Source organism: Janthinobacterium sp. YR213 (assembly GCF_900099875.1).
Lineage (GTDB): Bacteria > Pseudomonadota > Gammaproteobacteria > Burkholderiales > Burkholderiaceae_D > Janthinobacterium > Janthinobacterium lividum.
Map to the genome: position 1 here is coordinate 232,202 of NZ_FNDA01000005.1, position 16,884 is coordinate 249,085.

Consider the following 16,884-nt stretch of genomic DNA (forward strand, 5'->3'; position numbering starts at 1 on the left):
GGAACTAGGGTTGTCTAGGCCAGAACGCCATGCAGATCAAACAATCGCGGATTCCTTGCGCACTATTTGCGCGTTGTTTGATCTTTATTTACTCAATTCGCGCTCGACGGCGTAGACGGCGATCTGCACGCGGCTGCTGAGCTTAAGCTTTTTGAGGATGTTTTGCACGTGGATTTTCACCGTGCTTTCGGCCACGTCCAGCTGGCGCGCGATTTCCTTGTTGCTCAGTCCTTGCGCCAGGCAGGCCATGGCTTCGCGTTCGCGCGGCGTCAGTTTGTCATAGTCGGCCTGGGGCGCATTCTGTCCCGCGCGGAACTGCGACACGAGCTTGGCCGTCATGGCGTCGGCAATCACGGATTCGCCGGCGGCGGCCCGGCAAATGGCCTGGCCCAGCTGCTCGGCTTCGATATTTTTCAGCAAGTAGCCGCGTGCGCCAGCGCGCAGGGCCGCGCCCAGGTCGGCCGCATTTTCCGACACGGTCAGCATCAGCACGACCATCTGCGGCAGGTCCTGCAAGATCAGTTGCAGCGCCTCGACGCCGGACACGCCGGGCATGTTCAAGTCCATCAGCACCACGTCGGGCCGCAGTTCGGCCGTCAGGCGCACGCCGTCAAGCCCGTTCGATGCCTCGCCCACCACCTGGAATTGAGGATTGCGCTGCAACAGCAGCTTGACGCCGCTACGCAGCAAGGTGTGGTCATCGACCAGCAGGATTTTGATTGGTGCGTTCACTATGTTTGTTGCCTGATAGGGATAAGTCATCTGTTACGCGGCCTGACGCCGGGCTGCCGGCAAGGCCAGCGAGATCGTCGTGCCGGCGCCGGGCCGGCTGTCGATGGCAAATTGCGCACCGAGCCGCTCGGCCCGTTCCTGCATGATACGCAAGCCGATCTGCAATTCCGTTTTCTTGTCGCGCAGGTTGGCGGCAAAGCCTTCGCCATCGTCGCGCACCTGCAGCGCAAAATCGCGCCCGTTTTCCACGCGCAGCGTCACGCTGCCCGCTTGCGCGTGCTTGCGGATATTCGACAGCGCTTCCTGCACGATGAACAGGATCTGCAACTGCTGTTCCGGCGCCAGCGGCGCGCCATTGCCGCTCATCTCCAGGGTTCCCGTGACGCCCGTCTGCAGCTCGAACTTGGCCAGCACTTCCGTGAGCTTGCTTTCGAGGTCGCTGCCATGCCAGCGCGTGCGGAAATTGACCAGCAATTCGCGCACGTCCTGGTAGCTTTGCTCGACGCCCATGCGCATCAGCGGCAACACTTCGGCCGCTTCGTCGAGCTGCCCCCGGCGCACGGAATCGTCGAGCATCTGCACTTGCAGGCTGATGAAATTGAGGCTTTGCGCGATGCTGTCGTGCAAGCCTTCGGCCAGCAGGCTGCGTTCGCGCGCCACGGCAAATTCCTTTTCGCGCGCAATCAGGCGCTGGTTTTCAATGGCGATGCCCAGGCTCTGGCCCAGGGTTTCCAGCCAGCCCTGCTGCTGCGCATGCACGGCTTGCGGCTGTGCAAAGTGCAGCGAAAAACTGCCCACCACCTGCTCGCGCGCGAGGATGGGAAAGACGGCGATGGCGATAAACCCTTCGTCCTGGCAACGGTAGCGCTGCAAGGCATCGACCTGGCGGAAATCGCGGATCTGGATCACGCCCTGCGCCACGGCCGCACCGCACAGGCAATCGTTGTTGCGGATGCAGTGTTCCTCTTCCACCATGGCGTCGGAAATGCCCTCGTGCACGATGATATGCACGGTATCGTGCTGCGGATCAAGGATGCGCACGGTGCCCCCTTCCGCCTGCGCGAATTGCATCACGTGGCGCAGGAAGCCGCGGCACAGCGCATCGATGGCGTGCTGCCCCGCCAGCAAGGTGGAAATCTCGTGCAGGGTGGCCAGCTGGCGTTCCTGCGCGGCGCTCAGGCCCGATGCGGCTTGCGCCAGGCGGCGCTGGCGCCAGCGCGAGGCTGGAAGTTGTTTGCGGGAAGATTGACTGCGCAGCGCATGCATGAAGAACTCGAATCTGAAAAGTGGTGCGCCCGGCAAGCGCTGCGGCCTGCCGGGCTGGTAAAGGTTACAAACGGATCTCGGTACCGAGCAGCTTGACGAACTGCGCCAGCCAGGCCGGATGCGCAGGCCAGGCGGGGGCCGTGACGAACTGGCCATCCGTGACGGCGTCCGTGACGGCGATGTCGGCATACGTGCCGCCCGCCAGTTTCACTTCCGGCGCGCAGGCGGGATAGGCGGAAATGCGCTTGCCGCGGATGACGTCGGCGGCGGCCAGCAATTGCGCGCCGTGGCAGACGGCCGCGACAGGCTTGCCCGCCTCGGCGAAATGGCGCACGGCGGCGATGACTTTCTCGTTCAGGCGCAGGTATTCGGGCGCGCGGCCGCCGGCGATCATCACGGCATCATAGTGGGCCGGGTCGATCTCGTCGAAGCTGGCGTTCAGGGTGAACAAATGGCCCGGCTTTTCCGTGTAGGTCTGGTCGCCCTCGAAATCGTGGATGGCCGTCTTGATCGTCTCGCCGCTCTTCTTGCCGGGGCACACGGCATGCACGGTATGGCCGAGCATCAGCAGGGCCTGGAACGGCACCATCGTCTCATAATCTTCTGCAAAATCGCCGGTCAAAAACAGAATTTTCTTCGCTGCCATTTGGTTCTCCTATGAAAGATTGATCCCATATCCTTGCCTGCAGGACACACCGCAAAGCGTATCTTAGCGCGACTTGGCAGCCATACTGGATATTTATCAAACTTTTGCGCCTTGATCGAGGATTTTACAGGCTGAGGCAGAATTTTTTACAGGCTCGCCGGTCAAATTCAAACGACACCTTCCGAGAGCCAGACCATGAGCACCGCCACGCACCCCCTTGCCCCATCTGCCCTGATCCGTATCTTCGACCATTTTGCCGATGCGCAGCAGGCCCGCAGCGCCCTGCTCGACGATGGGTTCCCCGCATACGCCGTGCAGCTCGACACGGTCGACGACGAGGCCGTCCCCACCGTCCCCATACAGGGCAAGGCCGCATGGCGCGGCATGTTCCGCCTCGTCGTCGCCATCGGCACCCCGCAGGAACGGGAACGGGCGCACGCCATCGTGCAGGCGCATCACGGCTGCGATATCGAACAGCGCACGGCCAGCCACGCGGGCGGCCAGCGCGCAAGCGCACAGGCGCTTGCAGGCTGACGTCCTCCCCCTGCGCGGCGAAATTATGGCAAGATCAGCATTCCTTCATTCCTCAGTGGAACTTGCCATGATTTTTGAAATTGCCCACATCCAGATCAAATCGGCCACGCATGCTGCCTTCGAAGCGGCCGTGACGAAAGCCATCCCCCTGTTCCAGCGCGCACGCGGCTGCGAATCGATGCGCCTGGAGCGCTCGATCGAAAACGGCGATGCCTACCGCCTGGTGGTGGGCTGGACGACCCTGGAAGACCATACCGTGCATTTCCGCGGCAGCGACGACTTCCAGGCATGGCGCGGCCTGGTGGGTGAATTCTTTGCCGCCCCGCCCCAGGTCGAGCACATGAACACGGTAGTGACGGGCTTCTAGCCAGGCACCTACACTGCCGGGTGGTGAAACACTTGCCGTAAATACGCGAGGAAGGTTTCATCCTTGCACAGGGTCTTGCCCGGCGAATCGGACAGTTTCGCCACGGACTGGCCATTGCAGCGCACCAGTTTCATGACGATGTTGAGCGGCGTCAAACCGACATCGTTGGTGAGATTGGTGCCGATGCCAAAGCCCGTCATGATGCGGTCGGCGAAGTGCTGGTACAGGGCAAACGCCTTGTCCAGGTCCAGGCCGTCGGAAAACACGAGGCGCTTGGTATTGGCGTCGATGCGCAGGGCCGCGTAGTGGGCCAGCGCCTTCTCGCCCCACGCGACGGGGTCGCCCGAATCGTGGCGCAAGCCATCGAACAGCTTGGCGAAATACAGGTCGAAGTCGGCCAGGAAGGCATCCATGCCCACCACGTCCGTCAGGGCGATGCCCAGGTCGCCCCGGTATTCCTGTACCCAGTCTTCCAGTGCCGCCTTCTGGAAGTCGCGCAGGCGCACGCCGAAGGACTGGAACGATTGCATGTATTCATGCGCCATGGTGCCGATCGGCACGATGCCCAGCTTTTTCGCCAGGTAGACATTCGACGTGCCCTTGAAATATTCGGGCACCTCGCGCGCCAGCCGTTGCACCACCTCGTCATGCCAGGCGCCGGAAAAGCGCCGGCGCACGCCGAAGTCGGAAAACTCGAACGGATGCTTGCGCCGCGGCAGCTTGCCGAATTCCTTCACGGCCGCCACTTTCAAGCCCAAGCGGTGGCGCCCTTCGCGCATGGCCGCATCGAGGTCGAAGCGGCGGAAATACAGTTCGTTGATGATGTACAGCACGAAAATCTCGAAGCCCATCACGTGCACCTGCGGCCCGGCCGCATGCACGAGCAAGGTGTCGCCATCCGTGCTGACGTCGATGAATTTTCGCTGGAAGCGGAACACCGTCAAAAAGTCGACGAAATCGCTCTTCATGAAGCGCAGGGTACGCAGATAGGCCAGCTCGTCGTCGGCAAACGACATCGAGCACAGGTGGTCGAGCTGTTCTTCCAGTTCGCCCTTCAGTTCGGCCAGGGGAAAGGCGGTGGCGTTGCGGCAGACAAATTCGTATTCGGTATGGGTATTCGGATGACCGTGCAGCAACGCTTGCCACATTGTAAATTTATACAGATCGGTTTCCAGCAAACTGCGCACTATCGGGGTCATGTGTGTTTTCTCCAACTTCCTGAAGCCAGAATAGTACGCCACCGCAAGCATTTCAGCAGGGCACGATTAATAATGGCTCAGGCAGCCGCGTTGGCCAACAATTCGGGCAAGACGTCGGCGGAGGTGGCCAGCCGCGCGCCGCGCGCATGCATGGCGGCAAGGAAGTCGCGCTGCTGCGATGCAAAACCCGTGACGGGGCTCATGCAGTCCGTCAGCAATACCAGGCGCGACAGGGCCGGCTTGCCTTGCTGCGCTTCCAGGTAATCGGCGATGTGCTCGGTGCTGGCTTTCACGCAATGGCTGCCCGCCTCGCCGGTGACATAAATCTGCTGCGCCGGCAGCAAGGTGGCAAGGAAATCCAGGTTCAGCTGGGTAGCCGCATCCTGAGGATCGGGCACTTCCGCCATGACGGCCGAGTAATGCTCGGTCCACGGGTTGGAACCCTTGCTCAGCTTGGCCACCACTTGCAGGTGATCCACTTCCCAGGCGTTGTAGGCGGCGCGCACGGCCGCATGGATATTCTGGCCCCAGCTGCCGATCTCGCAATGCACGGGCCACACCATCAATTGATAGCGTCCCGCTTGCTGCAAGGCATCGAGGTAAGCCAGCGCGCGCGGCAAGGCGCCGCTGGCGGCGGTCAGGAACAGGCGGTCGCGCACCTGCTGCGCGCTGATCTGCGTAAATGGCGGCACGGCGCCGCCATCACCCGTGCGCCAGAAGGCGGGGTGGGCGATATCGTAGCGATGGTGGGCATCGAGGGTCACGCTGATCTGCGTCAGGCCGCTGCCCCCTTCGCGGATCAGTTGCGCCACGCGCAGCATGTCGGCGTGGGCGCCAGGCACGGCCAGCGCCGGTGCCGTATCTGGCGGCAGCCAGGCGGCGGGCAAGTCGCAAAAATCGTTTTGCGGATCGATGACAAGCAGGTGCAACTGGCGTTTCATGGCGGTCCTCTGGCGTGGCAATAGTTCGCATGATACGGGCAACTTCGCCGGCGCGCCTGCACCGGCTACGCCAGGACTGTGCTCACTCGCAATAACTTGCGTCGAAACAAGCCACGCGACGGTTCAGGGATGGAAGACGTAACGGCGCTGGCGCCGCTCGACCAGCTTGACGGCCACCTCGCCCGCTTCGGCCATGGCGTCCGCTTCCGTTGTAAACTGGTGGTCGGCCGACACCCGGCGCTTGCGAACCAGATTCATCCGGTGCATGGGATTGGGCGAAGGAGCATAGATGGCGACGTAGGCGCCCCATAGCTTGCAGCCCGGCAAGCGCTCTGCCGTGTAATTCACCTCATAAAAATCAACATACTTTATCGGCACGATGTTCGCTCCAAAAATGACATGGCCGGACAGCTTGTCTCTACGGACTGACGCGGTGAGGGTAAAACCATGCGCTCGCGATTGCTCAGGATACTCAATTCAGCTCTCTTTTTATAACGCGGCACAGGAGAAAAAGATGAATGACTACATTATCTTCATGCACGACGACACGGAAACACCGGTGGACGTCGCCACCTCAGCCTGGGAAGACTACTTCGCCATGCTCAGGGCCAGTGGCCGCTTCTGCGGTGGCAGTTCCATCGGGCCCGGTATCTGCGTGCACCAGTCCGGCCAAGCCAGGCCGGTCACGCCACACTTGTCAGGCTATCTACGTGTGCAAGCTGAAAGTATAGACGATGCAAAAAAATTGTTAATCGGAAACCCCGTACTGAACGCAGGGGGAACGGTGGAAATTCGCGAACTGCCGCGCGACTGACGCGGCCTGTCTGGCGCCTATTTTCCCGCCTCGGCCGCGGGATGCATGGACCAGACGACGCTGAGGATTTTCCATTCGCCATCGCGCTTGACCATCTGCCACGCTTCCACGCCATAGTTGGACAATTTGTCGCCGACGAGGAATTCGTAGTCGAAGTTGACCCACGCCACATGGCGGTCCTGGGTGATCTTGACGTTGTAGAATTTTTCTTCCGTGCGCTGCGGTTCGCGCTTGATGAAGTTGGCGAATGCAACATAGCCGGCCGCCCCGACGCCGTCGAAGTGGACGTCCGTCGTGTCGCGCATTTTCTTGATGAAACCGTCGTCGGCCGGCGAGGCGAAAAGGATGTTCGTATGCAGCAGCAGCGACGACAGCAGCTTGACATCCTTGGCGATCAGCGCCGCCTGGAAGTCGGCGACGACTTTTTCGATGGCGCGGATATCCTCGGGCGTGGAGGCGTGGCGCCCCACGTGAGGCGGCGCAGGGGGCGCGGTCTGCGCCAGCGCCATGCCTGCTGAAAACAAGGAACATCCGAACAATACCGCGCTTGCCAACTTGTGCATGAGGGACTTTCATGGCGAACGGCTCGCCAGGCTGGCACGGGGCGTGCCGCTGGCAAGCTTATGTCAACCATGGCAGATTGGCAATCCCTCTTTGGAACTAGAGGAGAGCCTGACTCAGGCAGCCAGCGCCTCGATCGAGGCACGGCCCTTGGCGATCGCGCTGCTGACGGCTTCCTCGCCCATGGCCACGCCTTCGGCTTGCACGAACTCGATATCGGTGATGCCGATGAAGCCCAGCGCCGTGCGCAGATAGGTGCTCAGGTAGTCATATGCGGCGCCCGGGCCTTCGCTGTAGACGCCGCCGCTGGCCGTGAAAATAACCGCTTTCTTGCCCATGGCCAGGCCGACGGGGCCCGTCGCCGTGTACTGGAACGTGCGTCCCGCGCGCGCCACGTGGTCGATCCACGCCTTCAGGGTCGACGGCACGGAAAAATTGTACATGGGCGCGGCCAGTACCAGCACGTCGGCGGCCAGCAATTCATCGACCAGGATATCGGACAATTGCACGGCCGCTGCCGCCTGCGCGCTGCGCTGGTCGGCCGGCGTGAAGAAGGCGCCCATCACTTCTTCCGTCAGGTGCGGCACGGGCTGCGCCGCCAGGTCGCGTTCAACGACACTGGCGCCTTGCGCGGCCAGTTTGGCGACGAATTCGCCGGACAATTGACGCGACAGGGAACCGCTGTTGCGCACGCTGCTATTGATGTACAAGACCTTGCTCATGAAATGCTCCTTCGAAAACGGTAGACTGGAATGCCGCATCACGGCCCTTGCACACAGCATAGTTCGGGTCTACCATCGATGAAACCGTATAAATATAAATGATTAGCATCGAATTTTTAGATATGGAGTCACCATGAGAGAACCGGGCCAGCCTTCGCTCGACCAGTTGCGCGTGTTTGTCGCCGTCATCGACGCGGGCGGCTTCGCCCACGCGGCGCGCCAGCTGCACCGCACGCAATCGGTGATCAGCTACACCATCGCCAACCTGGAAGAACAGCTGAACGTGGTGCTGCTCGACCGCGGCAAGCGCAAACCCACCCTGACTGACGCGGGCAAGGCCCTGCTGGCCGACGCGCGCGCCGTGGCCCTGAAGGTCGACGGCATGCGCGCGCGCGCCAAGGCGCTGGCGGGCGGGCTGGAAGCGGAAGTATCGGTCGTGGTGGACGTGATGTTTCCCACCTGCGTGCTGGTCCGCGTCCTGGAAGCGTTCCAGGCGCAGTTCCCCACCGTCGCCCTGCGCCTGCGCATCGAAGCCATGGGCGCCGTGGCGCAGCTGGTGATGGATGGCAGCTGCCACATCGGCCTCGGTGGCTGGATGACGGCCACGGCCAGCGTCTTCGAGCGCCTCGCCGTCGGCCATGTGCGCCTGATTCCCGTGGCAGCCCCCAGCCACGCGCTGGCGCAGCAGGCAGGGCCGATTGCCTCCAGCGTGGCGCGCGAACACGTGCAACTGGTGCTCAGCGACCGCAGCGTGCTGACGGAGGGCCAGGATTTTGGCGTGCTGGGATTGCGCAACTGGCGCCTGGGCGACCTCGGTTCCAAGCACGCGCTGCTGCGCGCGGGCTTGGGCTGGGGCAACATGCCCGAAGCGATGGTGCGGGAAGACCTGGCCGAAGGCCGCCTGGTGCACCTGCCGCTGGCCGTCGACAATGGCGAGAATTACCCGATTTACCTGATCCAGCGCGCCGACACGCCGCCGGGCCAGGCTGGCAAGTGGCTGACGGAGCGGTTTGCGGAGCAGTTGCCGTTGCTGGCCCAAGGGTTTTAAACGCCAAACAAAACCTACTGCGCGTCGCGCTTTGCGGCCTGCGATGCTCACCGTACTAAAGTACGGTTGCGCTTCTTAGCCACAAATCGCTGCCGCTCGCTACGGTTTTGTTAGGCGTTGTGAGTTCACAATTGACACAGGTATGATGCGGGTAACACTTTAATAAGGAACCACATGGCCGGCATCGACGACTTCGTCAACAAACAAAAACCTGGCGCGCGCTTCGTCATCACGGCGCAGATGCTGCGCATGACGCCGCAGCAGTTCGACTCGCTGGCGCAGGAATGGATGGAAGACGGCGGCCCCGGCTTCGACGTGGCCGGCATCCCGCACCGGGTCGTCGTCAATGGGCAATTCTATATCGGCAGGCTCACCGTGCAGCGGCACGGCGAGCCTGCATAAGGGCTACTCGACACCCAGCACGTGCAGGCGGCGGCGCAAACGCGCCACTTCTTCCGACAGGTCGACCACCAGCGCGGCCAGTTCGGCGTTCGCGTCGAACACGGATTCGATTTCGTGCAGGCGGCGCGCGCGCACCAGGTCCAGGCTGGTGAAGCGCCAGGCCGTCAGCTGCCCCGCCGGCGGGCCATCCTGCAGCAGCACGCCCGTCTGCACGTGCTGCACCACCCAGTCCGGTTCCACGGCGCAGGCGCGCGCCAGTTCTTCCAGGCTCAGGGCACGGTCTTCGAGCAATTCGCCAATTACCTTGTTTGTCATGATTTACCCTCCCAGCTTCTGGCGCGGATTGAAAGCCATCTCGCGCGCCATGGTTGCATACAGTTCCCGCGCCTTGTCGTCGTTCGCCGGTGGCAGCACCACTTCCAGCAGCAGATACAGGTCGCCCGGCTGGGCGGCGGGAATGCCGCGCCCTTTCAGGCGCAGCTTGCGCCCCGTCTGCGAATTGGGCGGCACGCTGACGGACACCGTGCCAGATGGCGTGGGCACGTCGATCTCGCCGCCCAGCGCCGCTTCCCATGGCGTGACGGGCACCGTCTCGAACACGTCGCGCCCTTCCACCTTGTAGCGCGCATCGGGCCGGAAGCGGATCTCCAGGTACAAATCACCGGCGGGAGCGCCGCCACTGCCGGGATTGCCCTGCCCTTTCATGCGCAGCTGCTGTCCTTCCGTGACGCCTTTCGGTATCGTCACTTCCAGGGTACGCTCGCGCGTTACCACGTGGCCTTGCGCATCCGCTTCGGGCACGCGCATGACGATGTGGCGCTTGGCGCCCTGGTAGCTGTCCCGCAGGTCGATGGTGATGGCCGCGTGGCTGTCCTCGCCCTGCATCTGGAAGGTGCTGTTGGCGCGGCGCCGGCCGCCCACGTGGGCGAACAGGTCGGCAAAGAAATCGCTGTCGTCGGCGCCCGACGATTCGTAGCCCGAACCCCAGTCCGGCGGCGGACGGAAGGGCTGGCCCTGCGCGCCCTGGTTACGGCCCAGTTCATCGTAGGCGGCGCGCTTTTCCGCGTCGCCCAGCACGCCGTAGGCCTCGTTCAGGGCCTTGGTGCGCTTGTCGGCGTCCGGCTCCTTGCTCACGTCGGGATGGTATTTGCGCACCAGCTTGCGGTACGCCTTCTTGATCTCGGCCTCGGTCGCCGTCTTCTCGACGCCCAGCTCCTTGTAGTAGTCCTTGTATTCCACCGTGCTTGCTCCCCATGGTTGAACTGCCTATGGGAAGAGTACACGAATTGGCGCCGACAGCGCGTGCGCACAATACAACACCGCCCGCGGGGCACGGGGCGCGCGGGCGGTGAAAATGGCAGCGGAAAATGCCTAGCGCACGCGGCGCACCGAGGAAATGCGGCGGTCCAGGCCTCCATGCAGGCGGCCATAGCTGCCTGGCCCCATCACCACGCAGCGGCCGCGGAAATTGGCATCGACGCAGAACTCCCAGCGGCCGTAATTGACGACGATCGATTCGGCGCGGTCGTTGAAGCCATAGCGGTTCAAGTCATGCACTTCGCGGTCCAGGCGCACGGGCCGTCCGCGCATGCCGGCGTCAGGGAACATCAGCACGGCGCCATTCATGTCGGGACGGTGGCCGCCGCCGTGGCCGGGATAACCTGGATGGCCGGGGTAAGGACGCTCCGGCTCCGGACGCGGAGGGCGCGGCGGGTAGGGACGGTGGTGGTCGCCGCCATGGCCCGGGCGGCCCGCTTCGCGCACCGAAGAGATGGCGTCGTTCATGCCCGGCATGCTGCTGTAGCGGCCCGGTCCCAGGGTGCGGCAGTTGCCCCGGTAATTGGCGTCCTTGCACACTTCCCAGGTGCCCGAGCGCACGATCACGCTGGAGGTCTTGTCGTTAAAGCCCATGCGCGACAAATCTCCCGCATCGGAACGCAGGGTGACGGGACGGCCGCGGAAACCGGCGTCCTCGAACAGGGTGATTTCGCCCGCGGATGCGGCAAGGGGGGCGAGGAAGGTGGCGGCGCACAGCAGCGCGGGGCGGAAAGATCGAACCATGACAACTCCAATACTGAGACATTTTCGCCAGTGTAGTCCAGGCGGCAGGCGGCGAGTGTAACAAAGGGCAAGCAAATGTCAGCACACGGCTGGGAATGTAAAAGCCGCCTGGCGGGGCATTCCCGGCAGGCGGCCTGTCAGCACGGCGTCAGGACGCGGTCAGCGCACGCGGCGCAGCGAGGAAATCTGGTTTTCCATGCCATTCAGGCGGCCATATTCGCCCGGCCCGATCACTTCGCAGCGGCCGCGGAAGTTCGAATCGCTGCACACTTCCCACTGGCCCTCGTTGACGACGATGGACGAGGCGCGGTCATTGAAATTGAGACGCACCAGGTCTTCCGTGCTGCGATCCAGCGCCAGCGGTTCGCCGCGCATGCCCGCCTCGGGGAACAGCAGGACGGCGCCGCGCTGCTGGTACTGCGGCTGCTGGTATTGCGGATACGGCTGCTCGTACTGCGGCCGCTCATACTGCTGCTGGCGGCGCGCTTCGCGCTCGTCGACCATGCGCGCCGAGGAGACGCGCCCGTCAAGGCCGCGCCCCAGGTCGTCGTGACGGCCCGGGCCGAAAATGCGGCAAGTGCCCTGGTAGTTCGAGTCGCTGCACAGCTGCCAGTAGCCGTTATAGATGACGATGCTGCTGGTGCGGTCGTTGAAACCGATGCTGACGAAATCGTCCGTGTCGCGGTTCAGGCGCGCCGAGCCGCCATTCTGGCCCGCGCCCGAATACACTTCCAGGCTGCCGCCACGGCCATAGCCGCCATGGCCACGGTCTGGATCGCGCCCGGGGCGTCCCGGATTGTAGCCATCGCCGCGCCCCGTTTCGCGCACCGAGGTGATGGCGTCGTTCATGCCAGGCATCGAGCGGTATTCGCCTGGCCCCAGGCTGCGGCAATTGCCGCGAAAACCGGAGTCCGTGCACACATCCCAGGTACCCGAACGCACCATGATGCTGGACGCCTTGTCGTTGAAGCCCATGCGCGACAGATCGTCCGTCGTTTCGCGCAGGGTCACGGCGCGGCCACGGAAATTATCATCCTCGAACAGGGTGATTTCGCCCGCATGGGCGCCGGCATGGGCCGCCAGCGACAGCAGCAAGGTTGCGGTGCATGCCGCAGCATGTTTGAAAGGGCCCGTCATGATTAACTCCATTCTTCATTCTTTGGTGATGATTTGCCTGGCGCTTGCGCCAGGATGCTAGTGTAACAAATACAAGGCCACGGGCAAAACTCGATCACACGCTCAATACAGGCGGCGCAGCGAGGAAATGCGCTTGTCCAGCGTCGTGCCCAGGGTTTCATACTTGCCCGGGCCCATGCGCTCGCAGGTGCCGTTGAACTGCGAGTCCGTGCACACTTCCCAGGTGCCTTCATTGATGACCATGGAGCCGGCCTGGTCGTTGAAATTCAGGCGCACCAGGTCGCTGACGTCGCGGTTCACCTGCAGCCCCGGGCCCTTCAGGAAGGCGCGGCCGTACAGCACCACCAGGCCTTCGTCGTTTTGCGGCCGGTTTTCTTCGCGCGGATCGACCAGGCGCGCCGACGATACGCGCCCGTTCAGGCTGCCCAGGTCATCGTGGCTGCCAGGCCCGAACACGCGGCAGCTGCCACGGTAGTTCGAATCGCTGCACAGCTGCCAGTAGCCATGCTCGATGCGCGCGCTGCTGGCGCGGTCATTGAAGCTGATGTCGACCAGGTCGTCGCGGTCCGCATTCACGCCGGCCGAGGCGCCGCGCTGGCCACCGTCGGCATACAGTTCCAGCGCCGCGCGGCGACCACCGCTGCTACCGCTACCCTGCCCGCCGCCGATTTCGCGCACGGACGAGATCTTGTCGTTCATGCCCGGCAGCGAGCGGTAGTCGCCCCGTTCCAGCGTCTTGCAATCGCCCTTGAAATCGGCGTTCGTGCACACTTCCCAGCTGCCCGCATCGACCTGGATGCTCGACACGGTGTCATTGAAGCTGACGCGCGACAGGTCATCCGTCGTATCGCGCAAGACGACTACGCGTCCCTTGAAATTATCATCGGTGTACAGGCGGATTTCGCCGGCCTGCGCCGCGAGATGGACAAACAGCGAGCTGGCGCACAGCAGTGCAAAGGCGAATGGGCGATTCATGGGGCGGTCTCCGGTGGCGGCAAAGCTTAGTGATCGACATGACAACTGATGTCAGTGTAGCCATCCGTAGAAAAAACGGTGTAACAAAGTATGGGAAAAGCACAATAAATTGTTACCAAAAGCAATAACCGGCCCCGGCAGGGACCGGCCGTTCCTGCCCGCTTGGCGTCAGCGCACTTCGCGCACGGACGAGATGCGGTTGCTCATGCGCTCCAGGCTCGCGTATTCACCGGGGACCAGTGTCCGGCAACGGCCGCGGAAATCCACGTCCTCGCACACTTCCCAATAGCCGGAGCGCACGCGCACGCTTTGCACCGTATCGTTGAAATCGCGCTCGCGCAAATCGGCCGAGGCGTTGCGCACGGTCAAACTGCGGCCGGCGAAATCGTCGCGCGTATAGAAGGTCAGTTCACCGCCCAGCGAGCGCCCTGGCAAATGGCCGTGCTCACGGTCGCGGTCGCGGCGGCCGTCCCAGTCGCGCCCACGGTCACGATCACCGTCGCGATCGCGGCCCGGATGACCACCCCAGCCGCCGCGCACTTCGCGCAGCGAGGTGATTTTGTTGGCGCGGCCATCGAGCGAGGGATACTCGCCCGCCTCCAGCAGGAAGCAGGCGCCGCGGAAATCGGCTTCCTCGCATGCCTCCCAACGGCCCGAGCGCACGCGGATGCTTTGCGTCGTGTCGTTGAAACGGAGGTCTTCAAGGTCGGCGACGGCGTCGCGCACGGTCTGCGAGCGGCCGTGATAATCGTCGCGCGAATACAGGGTCAGTTCGCCGGCGCCGGCCAGTTCGGCCGTCATGGCGGCGCCCAGCAACAGGGCGCAATTCAAGGCTTTCTTCAACATGGTCTTACTCCATAGTCAGGGTACTGCGGTTGACTATTTGGTCATTTTGCCAAATAGAGCACGCAGTCTATCCGCGACCGGTCCACTTAGCTGTAACAAATGATTACCGCGCCCGGCGCCCCTCCGGACATCTCCCGGGAGCGGCGGCGGACAAGCACGGCGAATGCCGGTAGAATCTTGTGTTTAGTCAAGCTTGCCGCCCATGCCACACACTACCTCGTTCACCCTGCCCGCCATCCGCACTGAAGTCTCGTCTCTGTGGAAGCTGGCCTGGCCCATCCTGATCGGCCAGCTGGCCACCGTCGGCATGGGCGCGGCCGACGTGGCGATGACGGGGCATACGAATCCCGAGGAACTGGCCGCCGTGTCGCTGGGCGCGGCCATCTGGTCCATCGTGCTCGTTACCGTGAGCGGCATCATGATGGCGATCAATACCCTGGTGGCGCATGAAATCGGCGCCGCGCGCCACGACCGGGTGCCGCACATCGTGCGCCAGTCGCTGTGGAAGGCGCTGCTCGTGGGCCTGGTGGCTTGTTTGCTGACGAACATGGCGGCGCTGGTGTTCGACCACCTGATGCTGGAACCCGCCGTCGCGGCCAAGGCCAAGCTGTTCGTGCACATCATCAGCTGCGCGCTGCCGCCGTTCGCCGCCTACCGCGCGCTGTACGGCTACAGCACCAGCATCAACCAGACCAAGCCCGTGATGGTCATCGCGCTGGCCGCGCTGGGCCTCAATATCCTCGTCAACTACCTGCTGATCTACGGCCACTGGGGCATGCCGAAGATGGGCGGCGTGGGCTGCGCCGTGGCAACCACCTGCTGCGTGTGGATGATGCTGCTGGCCATGCTGGCCTGGATCAGGATCGCGCCCGCCTACCGCGCCACGTATCCGTTCACGCACTGGGAAGGGCCGCAGCTGTCGTCCATCGGCCCCATGCTGCGCCTGGGCCTGCCCATCGGCGTGACCTATTTTGCCGAAGTGAGCGCCTTTGGCGTCATCAGCCTGCTGGTGGCGCGCTTCGGCGTGATCCAGGTGTCGGCGCACCAGATCGCCCTGAATTTCTCGTCCGTCGTCTTCATGGTGCCGCTCACGTTCGGCATCGCGCTGGTCACGCGCGTGGGCCACGCCGTGGGCGAAGCCAATCTGCGCAAGGCCCGCTTCATTTCGTGGGTGGGCGTGGCCATGTCGCTGACGGCGGCCATCGTCTCGGCTGCAGTCATCACCATCTTCCGCCACCAGATCGCGCAAGCCTACACGTCCGACCCGCAGGTGCAGGCCCTGTGCGCGCAGCTGCTGCTGTTCGCCGCCCTGTTCCAGCTGTCCGACGCCACGCAGGTGGCCACTTCCTGCGCCATCCGCGGCTACAAGGTGACGCGCCAGCCGATGCTGATCCAGTTGCTGGCGTTCTGGGGCTTCTCGCTGCCGATCGGCTACGTGCTGGGCCTGGCGCCATCCGGCTTCATCTGGTCGCCGGCCGAGCCGATGGGCGCCGCCGGTTTCTGGATCGGCCTCGTCACGGGCCTGACGGTGGCGGCCGTGCTGCTGACCTGGTATTTGAACCGCTTGTCGCTGCAGCGCCTGCGCACAGCCCGATAAGCCAGCGAGGAAGCCACCATGCCGCAACAACGCCCCTTCAGACAAGTCGATGTCTTCAGCGCGGTGCCCTTCCTGGGCAATCCGCTGGCCGTGGTGCTCGACGCGAATGGCCTCGATGACGCGCAGATGCAGGCGATCGCGCGCTGGACGGGCCTGTCGGAAACCACCTTCGTGCTGGCGCCGTGCGATCCCGCCGCCGATTACCGCGTGCGAATCTTTTCGCCCGAGATGGAATTCCCGTTCGCCGGCCACCCGACCCTGGGCACGGCGCATGCCCTGCTCGATGCGGGCATGCAGCCCAAGGGCGCGCGCATCGTGCAGGAATGCGGCGTCGGCCTTGTGCAGATAGAACGCGGTGCCGGCGGCATGCTGGCGTTCCAGGCGCCGCCCTGCACCGCGCGCACGCTCCCCTCTGCGCTGCTGCCGCTGCTGCAAACGGCGCTGGGCGACGCGGCGGCCGCTGGCGGCACCATCGTCGACATGGGCATCCGCTGGCTGTGTGTGCCGCTGCTGGACGCCGCGGCCTGCCTGGCCGTCCATGCCGACATCGCGGCGCTGACGGCATTGCTGGCCGCGTCAAGCGCTGACGGACTGGCCCTCTACGGCGCGCACGGCGCCGGCGGGCCGGCCGATTACGAAGTGCGCGCTCTGCTCAGCGAGCACGGCGCACTGGTCGAGGATCCCGTCACGGGCAGCGCCAACGCCTGCATCGCCCACCTGCTGGCGGGTGCCGACTACCGCGTGCGCCAGGGTACCTGCCTGCAGCGCGACGGCCGCGTGTCCGTCAATTTCCGCGATGGCCACGCCTGGATAGGCGGCGCATGCCTGACCGTGGTCGCAGGGTCGATATTGGCCTGACCAGGCAAAGCGCCATGGAATGAGTGGCGATCGGATATTTCCATCGAAGGAAATACGGCCAGGAACGCCTTATTCCGTGGCCGGAGCTATCGCATAAACAGGCACGCTCTGGTATCGTCTTACGCTTAGGCAACGCTCAAGCGCGCCTTTTGCATGCAGAGCCATTCATTCCTCCAAC

21 protein-coding genes are annotated in these 16,884 nt (G+C 63.7%); 7 read left to right on the forward strand and 14 right to left on the reverse strand.

Annotated features, from left to right (window positions below):
* Nucleotides 1-84: 84 nt before the first annotated feature.
* From BLT98_RS22080 to BLT98_RS22090, 3 genes are all read right to left on the reverse strand, one after another.
* Nucleotides 85-732, reverse strand: a complete 648-nt coding sequence (locus BLT98_RS22080) for a response regulator (protein WP_231958435.1) — start codon at nt 730-732, stop codon at nt 85-87.
* Between the two features lie 33 nt (nt 733-765).
* Nucleotides 766-1,998, reverse strand: coding sequence for a GAF domain-containing sensor histidine kinase (locus BLT98_RS22085; RefSeq protein ID WP_092611510.1), 1,233 nt, complete (start codon nt 1,996-1,998; stop codon nt 766-768).
* Between the two features lie 64 nt (nt 1,999-2,062).
* On the reverse strand, nt 2,063-2,644 hold the full coding sequence (locus BLT98_RS22090) for a DJ-1/PfpI family protein (RefSeq protein WP_034781925.1): 582 nt from the start codon (nt 2,642-2,644) through the stop codon (nt 2,063-2,065).
* A gap of 195 nt (nt 2,645-2,839) precedes the next feature.
* On the opposite strand from BLT98_RS22090, the gene BLT98_RS22095 reads away from it, so the two are divergent.
* Both BLT98_RS22095 and BLT98_RS22100 read left to right on the forward strand, forming a co-directional pair.
* On the forward strand, nt 2,840-3,178 hold the full coding sequence (locus BLT98_RS22095; protein ID WP_092611513.1) for a hypothetical protein: 339 nt from the start codon (nt 2,840-2,842) through the stop codon (nt 3,176-3,178).
* A gap of 67 nt (nt 3,179-3,245) precedes the next feature.
* The gene (locus BLT98_RS22100) at nt 3,246-3,545 is read left to right on the forward strand and encodes an antibiotic biosynthesis monooxygenase family protein (protein ID WP_034781921.1); all 300 of its coding nucleotides are present in this window, start codon (nt 3,246-3,248) and stop codon (nt 3,543-3,545) included.
* 8 nt (nt 3,546-3,553) lie between these two features.
* Here the strand turns inward: BLT98_RS22100 and pncB are convergent, their stop codons facing one another.
* From pncB to BLT98_RS22115, 3 genes are all read right to left on the reverse strand, one after another.
* Nucleotides 3,554-4,744 carry a nicotinate phosphoribosyltransferase gene (pncB, locus tag BLT98_RS22105; RefSeq protein ID WP_092611516.1) on the reverse strand — a complete coding sequence of 397 codons (1,191 nt, stop codon included), beginning with the start codon at nt 4,742-4,744 and terminating at the stop codon, nt 3,554-3,556.
* A 77-nt stretch (nt 4,745-4,821) separates the two neighbouring features.
* Entirely contained in the window at nt 4,822-5,685 is an 864-nt protein-coding gene (locus BLT98_RS22110) for a cysteine hydrolase family protein (protein WP_092611519.1), read from the reverse strand.
* 123 nt (nt 5,686-5,808) lie between these two features.
* The gene (locus BLT98_RS22115; protein ID WP_034781908.1) at nt 5,809-6,063 is read right to left on the reverse strand and encodes a hypothetical protein; all 255 of its coding nucleotides are present in this window, start codon (nt 6,061-6,063) and stop codon (nt 5,809-5,811) included.
* 136 nt (nt 6,064-6,199) lie between these two features.
* Here BLT98_RS22115 and BLT98_RS22120 point away from each other — a divergent pair, with 136 nt between their 5' ends.
* A complete protein-coding gene (locus tag BLT98_RS22120) occupies nt 6,200-6,499 on the forward strand; it encodes a YciI family protein (protein ID WP_092611522.1) in 300 nt (99 codons plus the stop codon).
* 17 nt (nt 6,500-6,516) lie between these two features.
* On the opposite strand, the gene BLT98_RS22125 is transcribed toward BLT98_RS22120, so the two are convergent.
* On the reverse strand, nt 6,517-7,023 hold the full coding sequence (locus BLT98_RS22125) for a Cif family virulence factor (protein ID WP_167468637.1): 507 nt from the start codon (nt 7,021-7,023) through the stop codon (nt 6,517-6,519).
* A 153-nt stretch (nt 7,024-7,176) separates the two neighbouring features.
* Nucleotides 7,177-7,782, reverse strand: coding sequence for an FMN-dependent NADH-azoreductase (locus BLT98_RS22130; RefSeq protein WP_092611525.1), 606 nt, complete (start codon nt 7,780-7,782; stop codon nt 7,177-7,179).
* Between the two features lie 133 nt (nt 7,783-7,915).
* On the opposite strand from BLT98_RS22130, the gene BLT98_RS22135 reads away from it, so the two are divergent.
* Nucleotides 7,916-8,830: a LysR family transcriptional regulator gene (locus BLT98_RS22135; protein ID WP_034781899.1), complete on the forward strand. Its 915-nt coding sequence runs from the start codon at nt 7,916-7,918 to the stop codon at nt 8,828-8,830.
* Nucleotides 8,831-9,004: 174 nt separating this feature from the next.
* Entirely contained in the window at nt 9,005-9,232 is a 228-nt protein-coding gene (locus tag BLT98_RS22140; RefSeq protein WP_034781896.1) for a hypothetical protein, read from the forward strand.
* Between the two features lie 3 nt (nt 9,233-9,235).
* Here the strand turns inward: BLT98_RS22140 and BLT98_RS22145 are convergent, their stop codons facing one another.
* The 6 genes from BLT98_RS22145 to BLT98_RS22170 all read right to left on the reverse strand — a co-directional run bounded on the left by BLT98_RS22145 (nt 9,236) and on the right by BLT98_RS22170 (nt 14,251).
* Entirely contained in the window at nt 9,236-9,547 is a 312-nt protein-coding gene (locus BLT98_RS22145; protein ID WP_034759737.1) for a chaperone modulator CbpM, read from the reverse strand.
* A 3-nt stretch (nt 9,548-9,550) separates the two neighbouring features.
* A complete protein-coding gene (locus tag BLT98_RS22150) occupies nt 9,551-10,471 on the reverse strand; it encodes a DnaJ C-terminal domain-containing protein (RefSeq protein ID WP_092611527.1) in 921 nt (306 codons plus the stop codon).
* A gap of 132 nt (nt 10,472-10,603) precedes the next feature.
* A complete protein-coding gene (locus BLT98_RS22155; RefSeq protein WP_070282568.1) occupies nt 10,604-11,293 on the reverse strand; it encodes a beta/gamma crystallin-related protein in 690 nt (229 codons plus the stop codon).
* A 159-nt stretch (nt 11,294-11,452) separates the two neighbouring features.
* Nucleotides 11,453-12,430, reverse strand: coding sequence for a beta/gamma crystallin-related protein (locus tag BLT98_RS22160; RefSeq protein WP_170846466.1), 978 nt, complete (start codon nt 12,428-12,430; stop codon nt 11,453-11,455).
* 102 nt (nt 12,431-12,532) lie between these two features.
* On the reverse strand, nt 12,533-13,405 hold the full coding sequence (locus tag BLT98_RS22165; RefSeq protein WP_092611533.1) for a beta/gamma crystallin-related protein: 873 nt from the start codon (nt 13,403-13,405) through the stop codon (nt 12,533-12,535).
* A 168-nt stretch (nt 13,406-13,573) separates the two neighbouring features.
* Nucleotides 13,574-14,251 (reverse strand): beta/gamma crystallin family protein, encoded by a 678-nt coding sequence (locus BLT98_RS22170; protein WP_092611537.1) that lies wholly within the window; start codon nt 14,249-14,251, stop codon nt 13,574-13,576.
* Nucleotides 14,252-14,453: 202 nt separating this feature from the next.
* Between BLT98_RS22170 and BLT98_RS22175 the strand changes: the two genes are divergently transcribed.
* Nucleotides 14,454-15,848 carry an MATE family efflux transporter gene (locus tag BLT98_RS22175; protein WP_092611540.1) on the forward strand — a complete coding sequence of 465 codons (1,395 nt, stop codon included), beginning with the start codon at nt 14,454-14,456 and terminating at the stop codon, nt 15,846-15,848.
* Between the two features lie 18 nt (nt 15,849-15,866).
* Nucleotides 15,867-16,706: a PhzF family phenazine biosynthesis protein gene (locus BLT98_RS22180; RefSeq protein ID WP_092611543.1), complete on the forward strand. Its 840-nt coding sequence runs from the start codon at nt 15,867-15,869 to the stop codon at nt 16,704-16,706.
* Nucleotides 16,707-16,884: the final 178 nt, after the last annotated feature.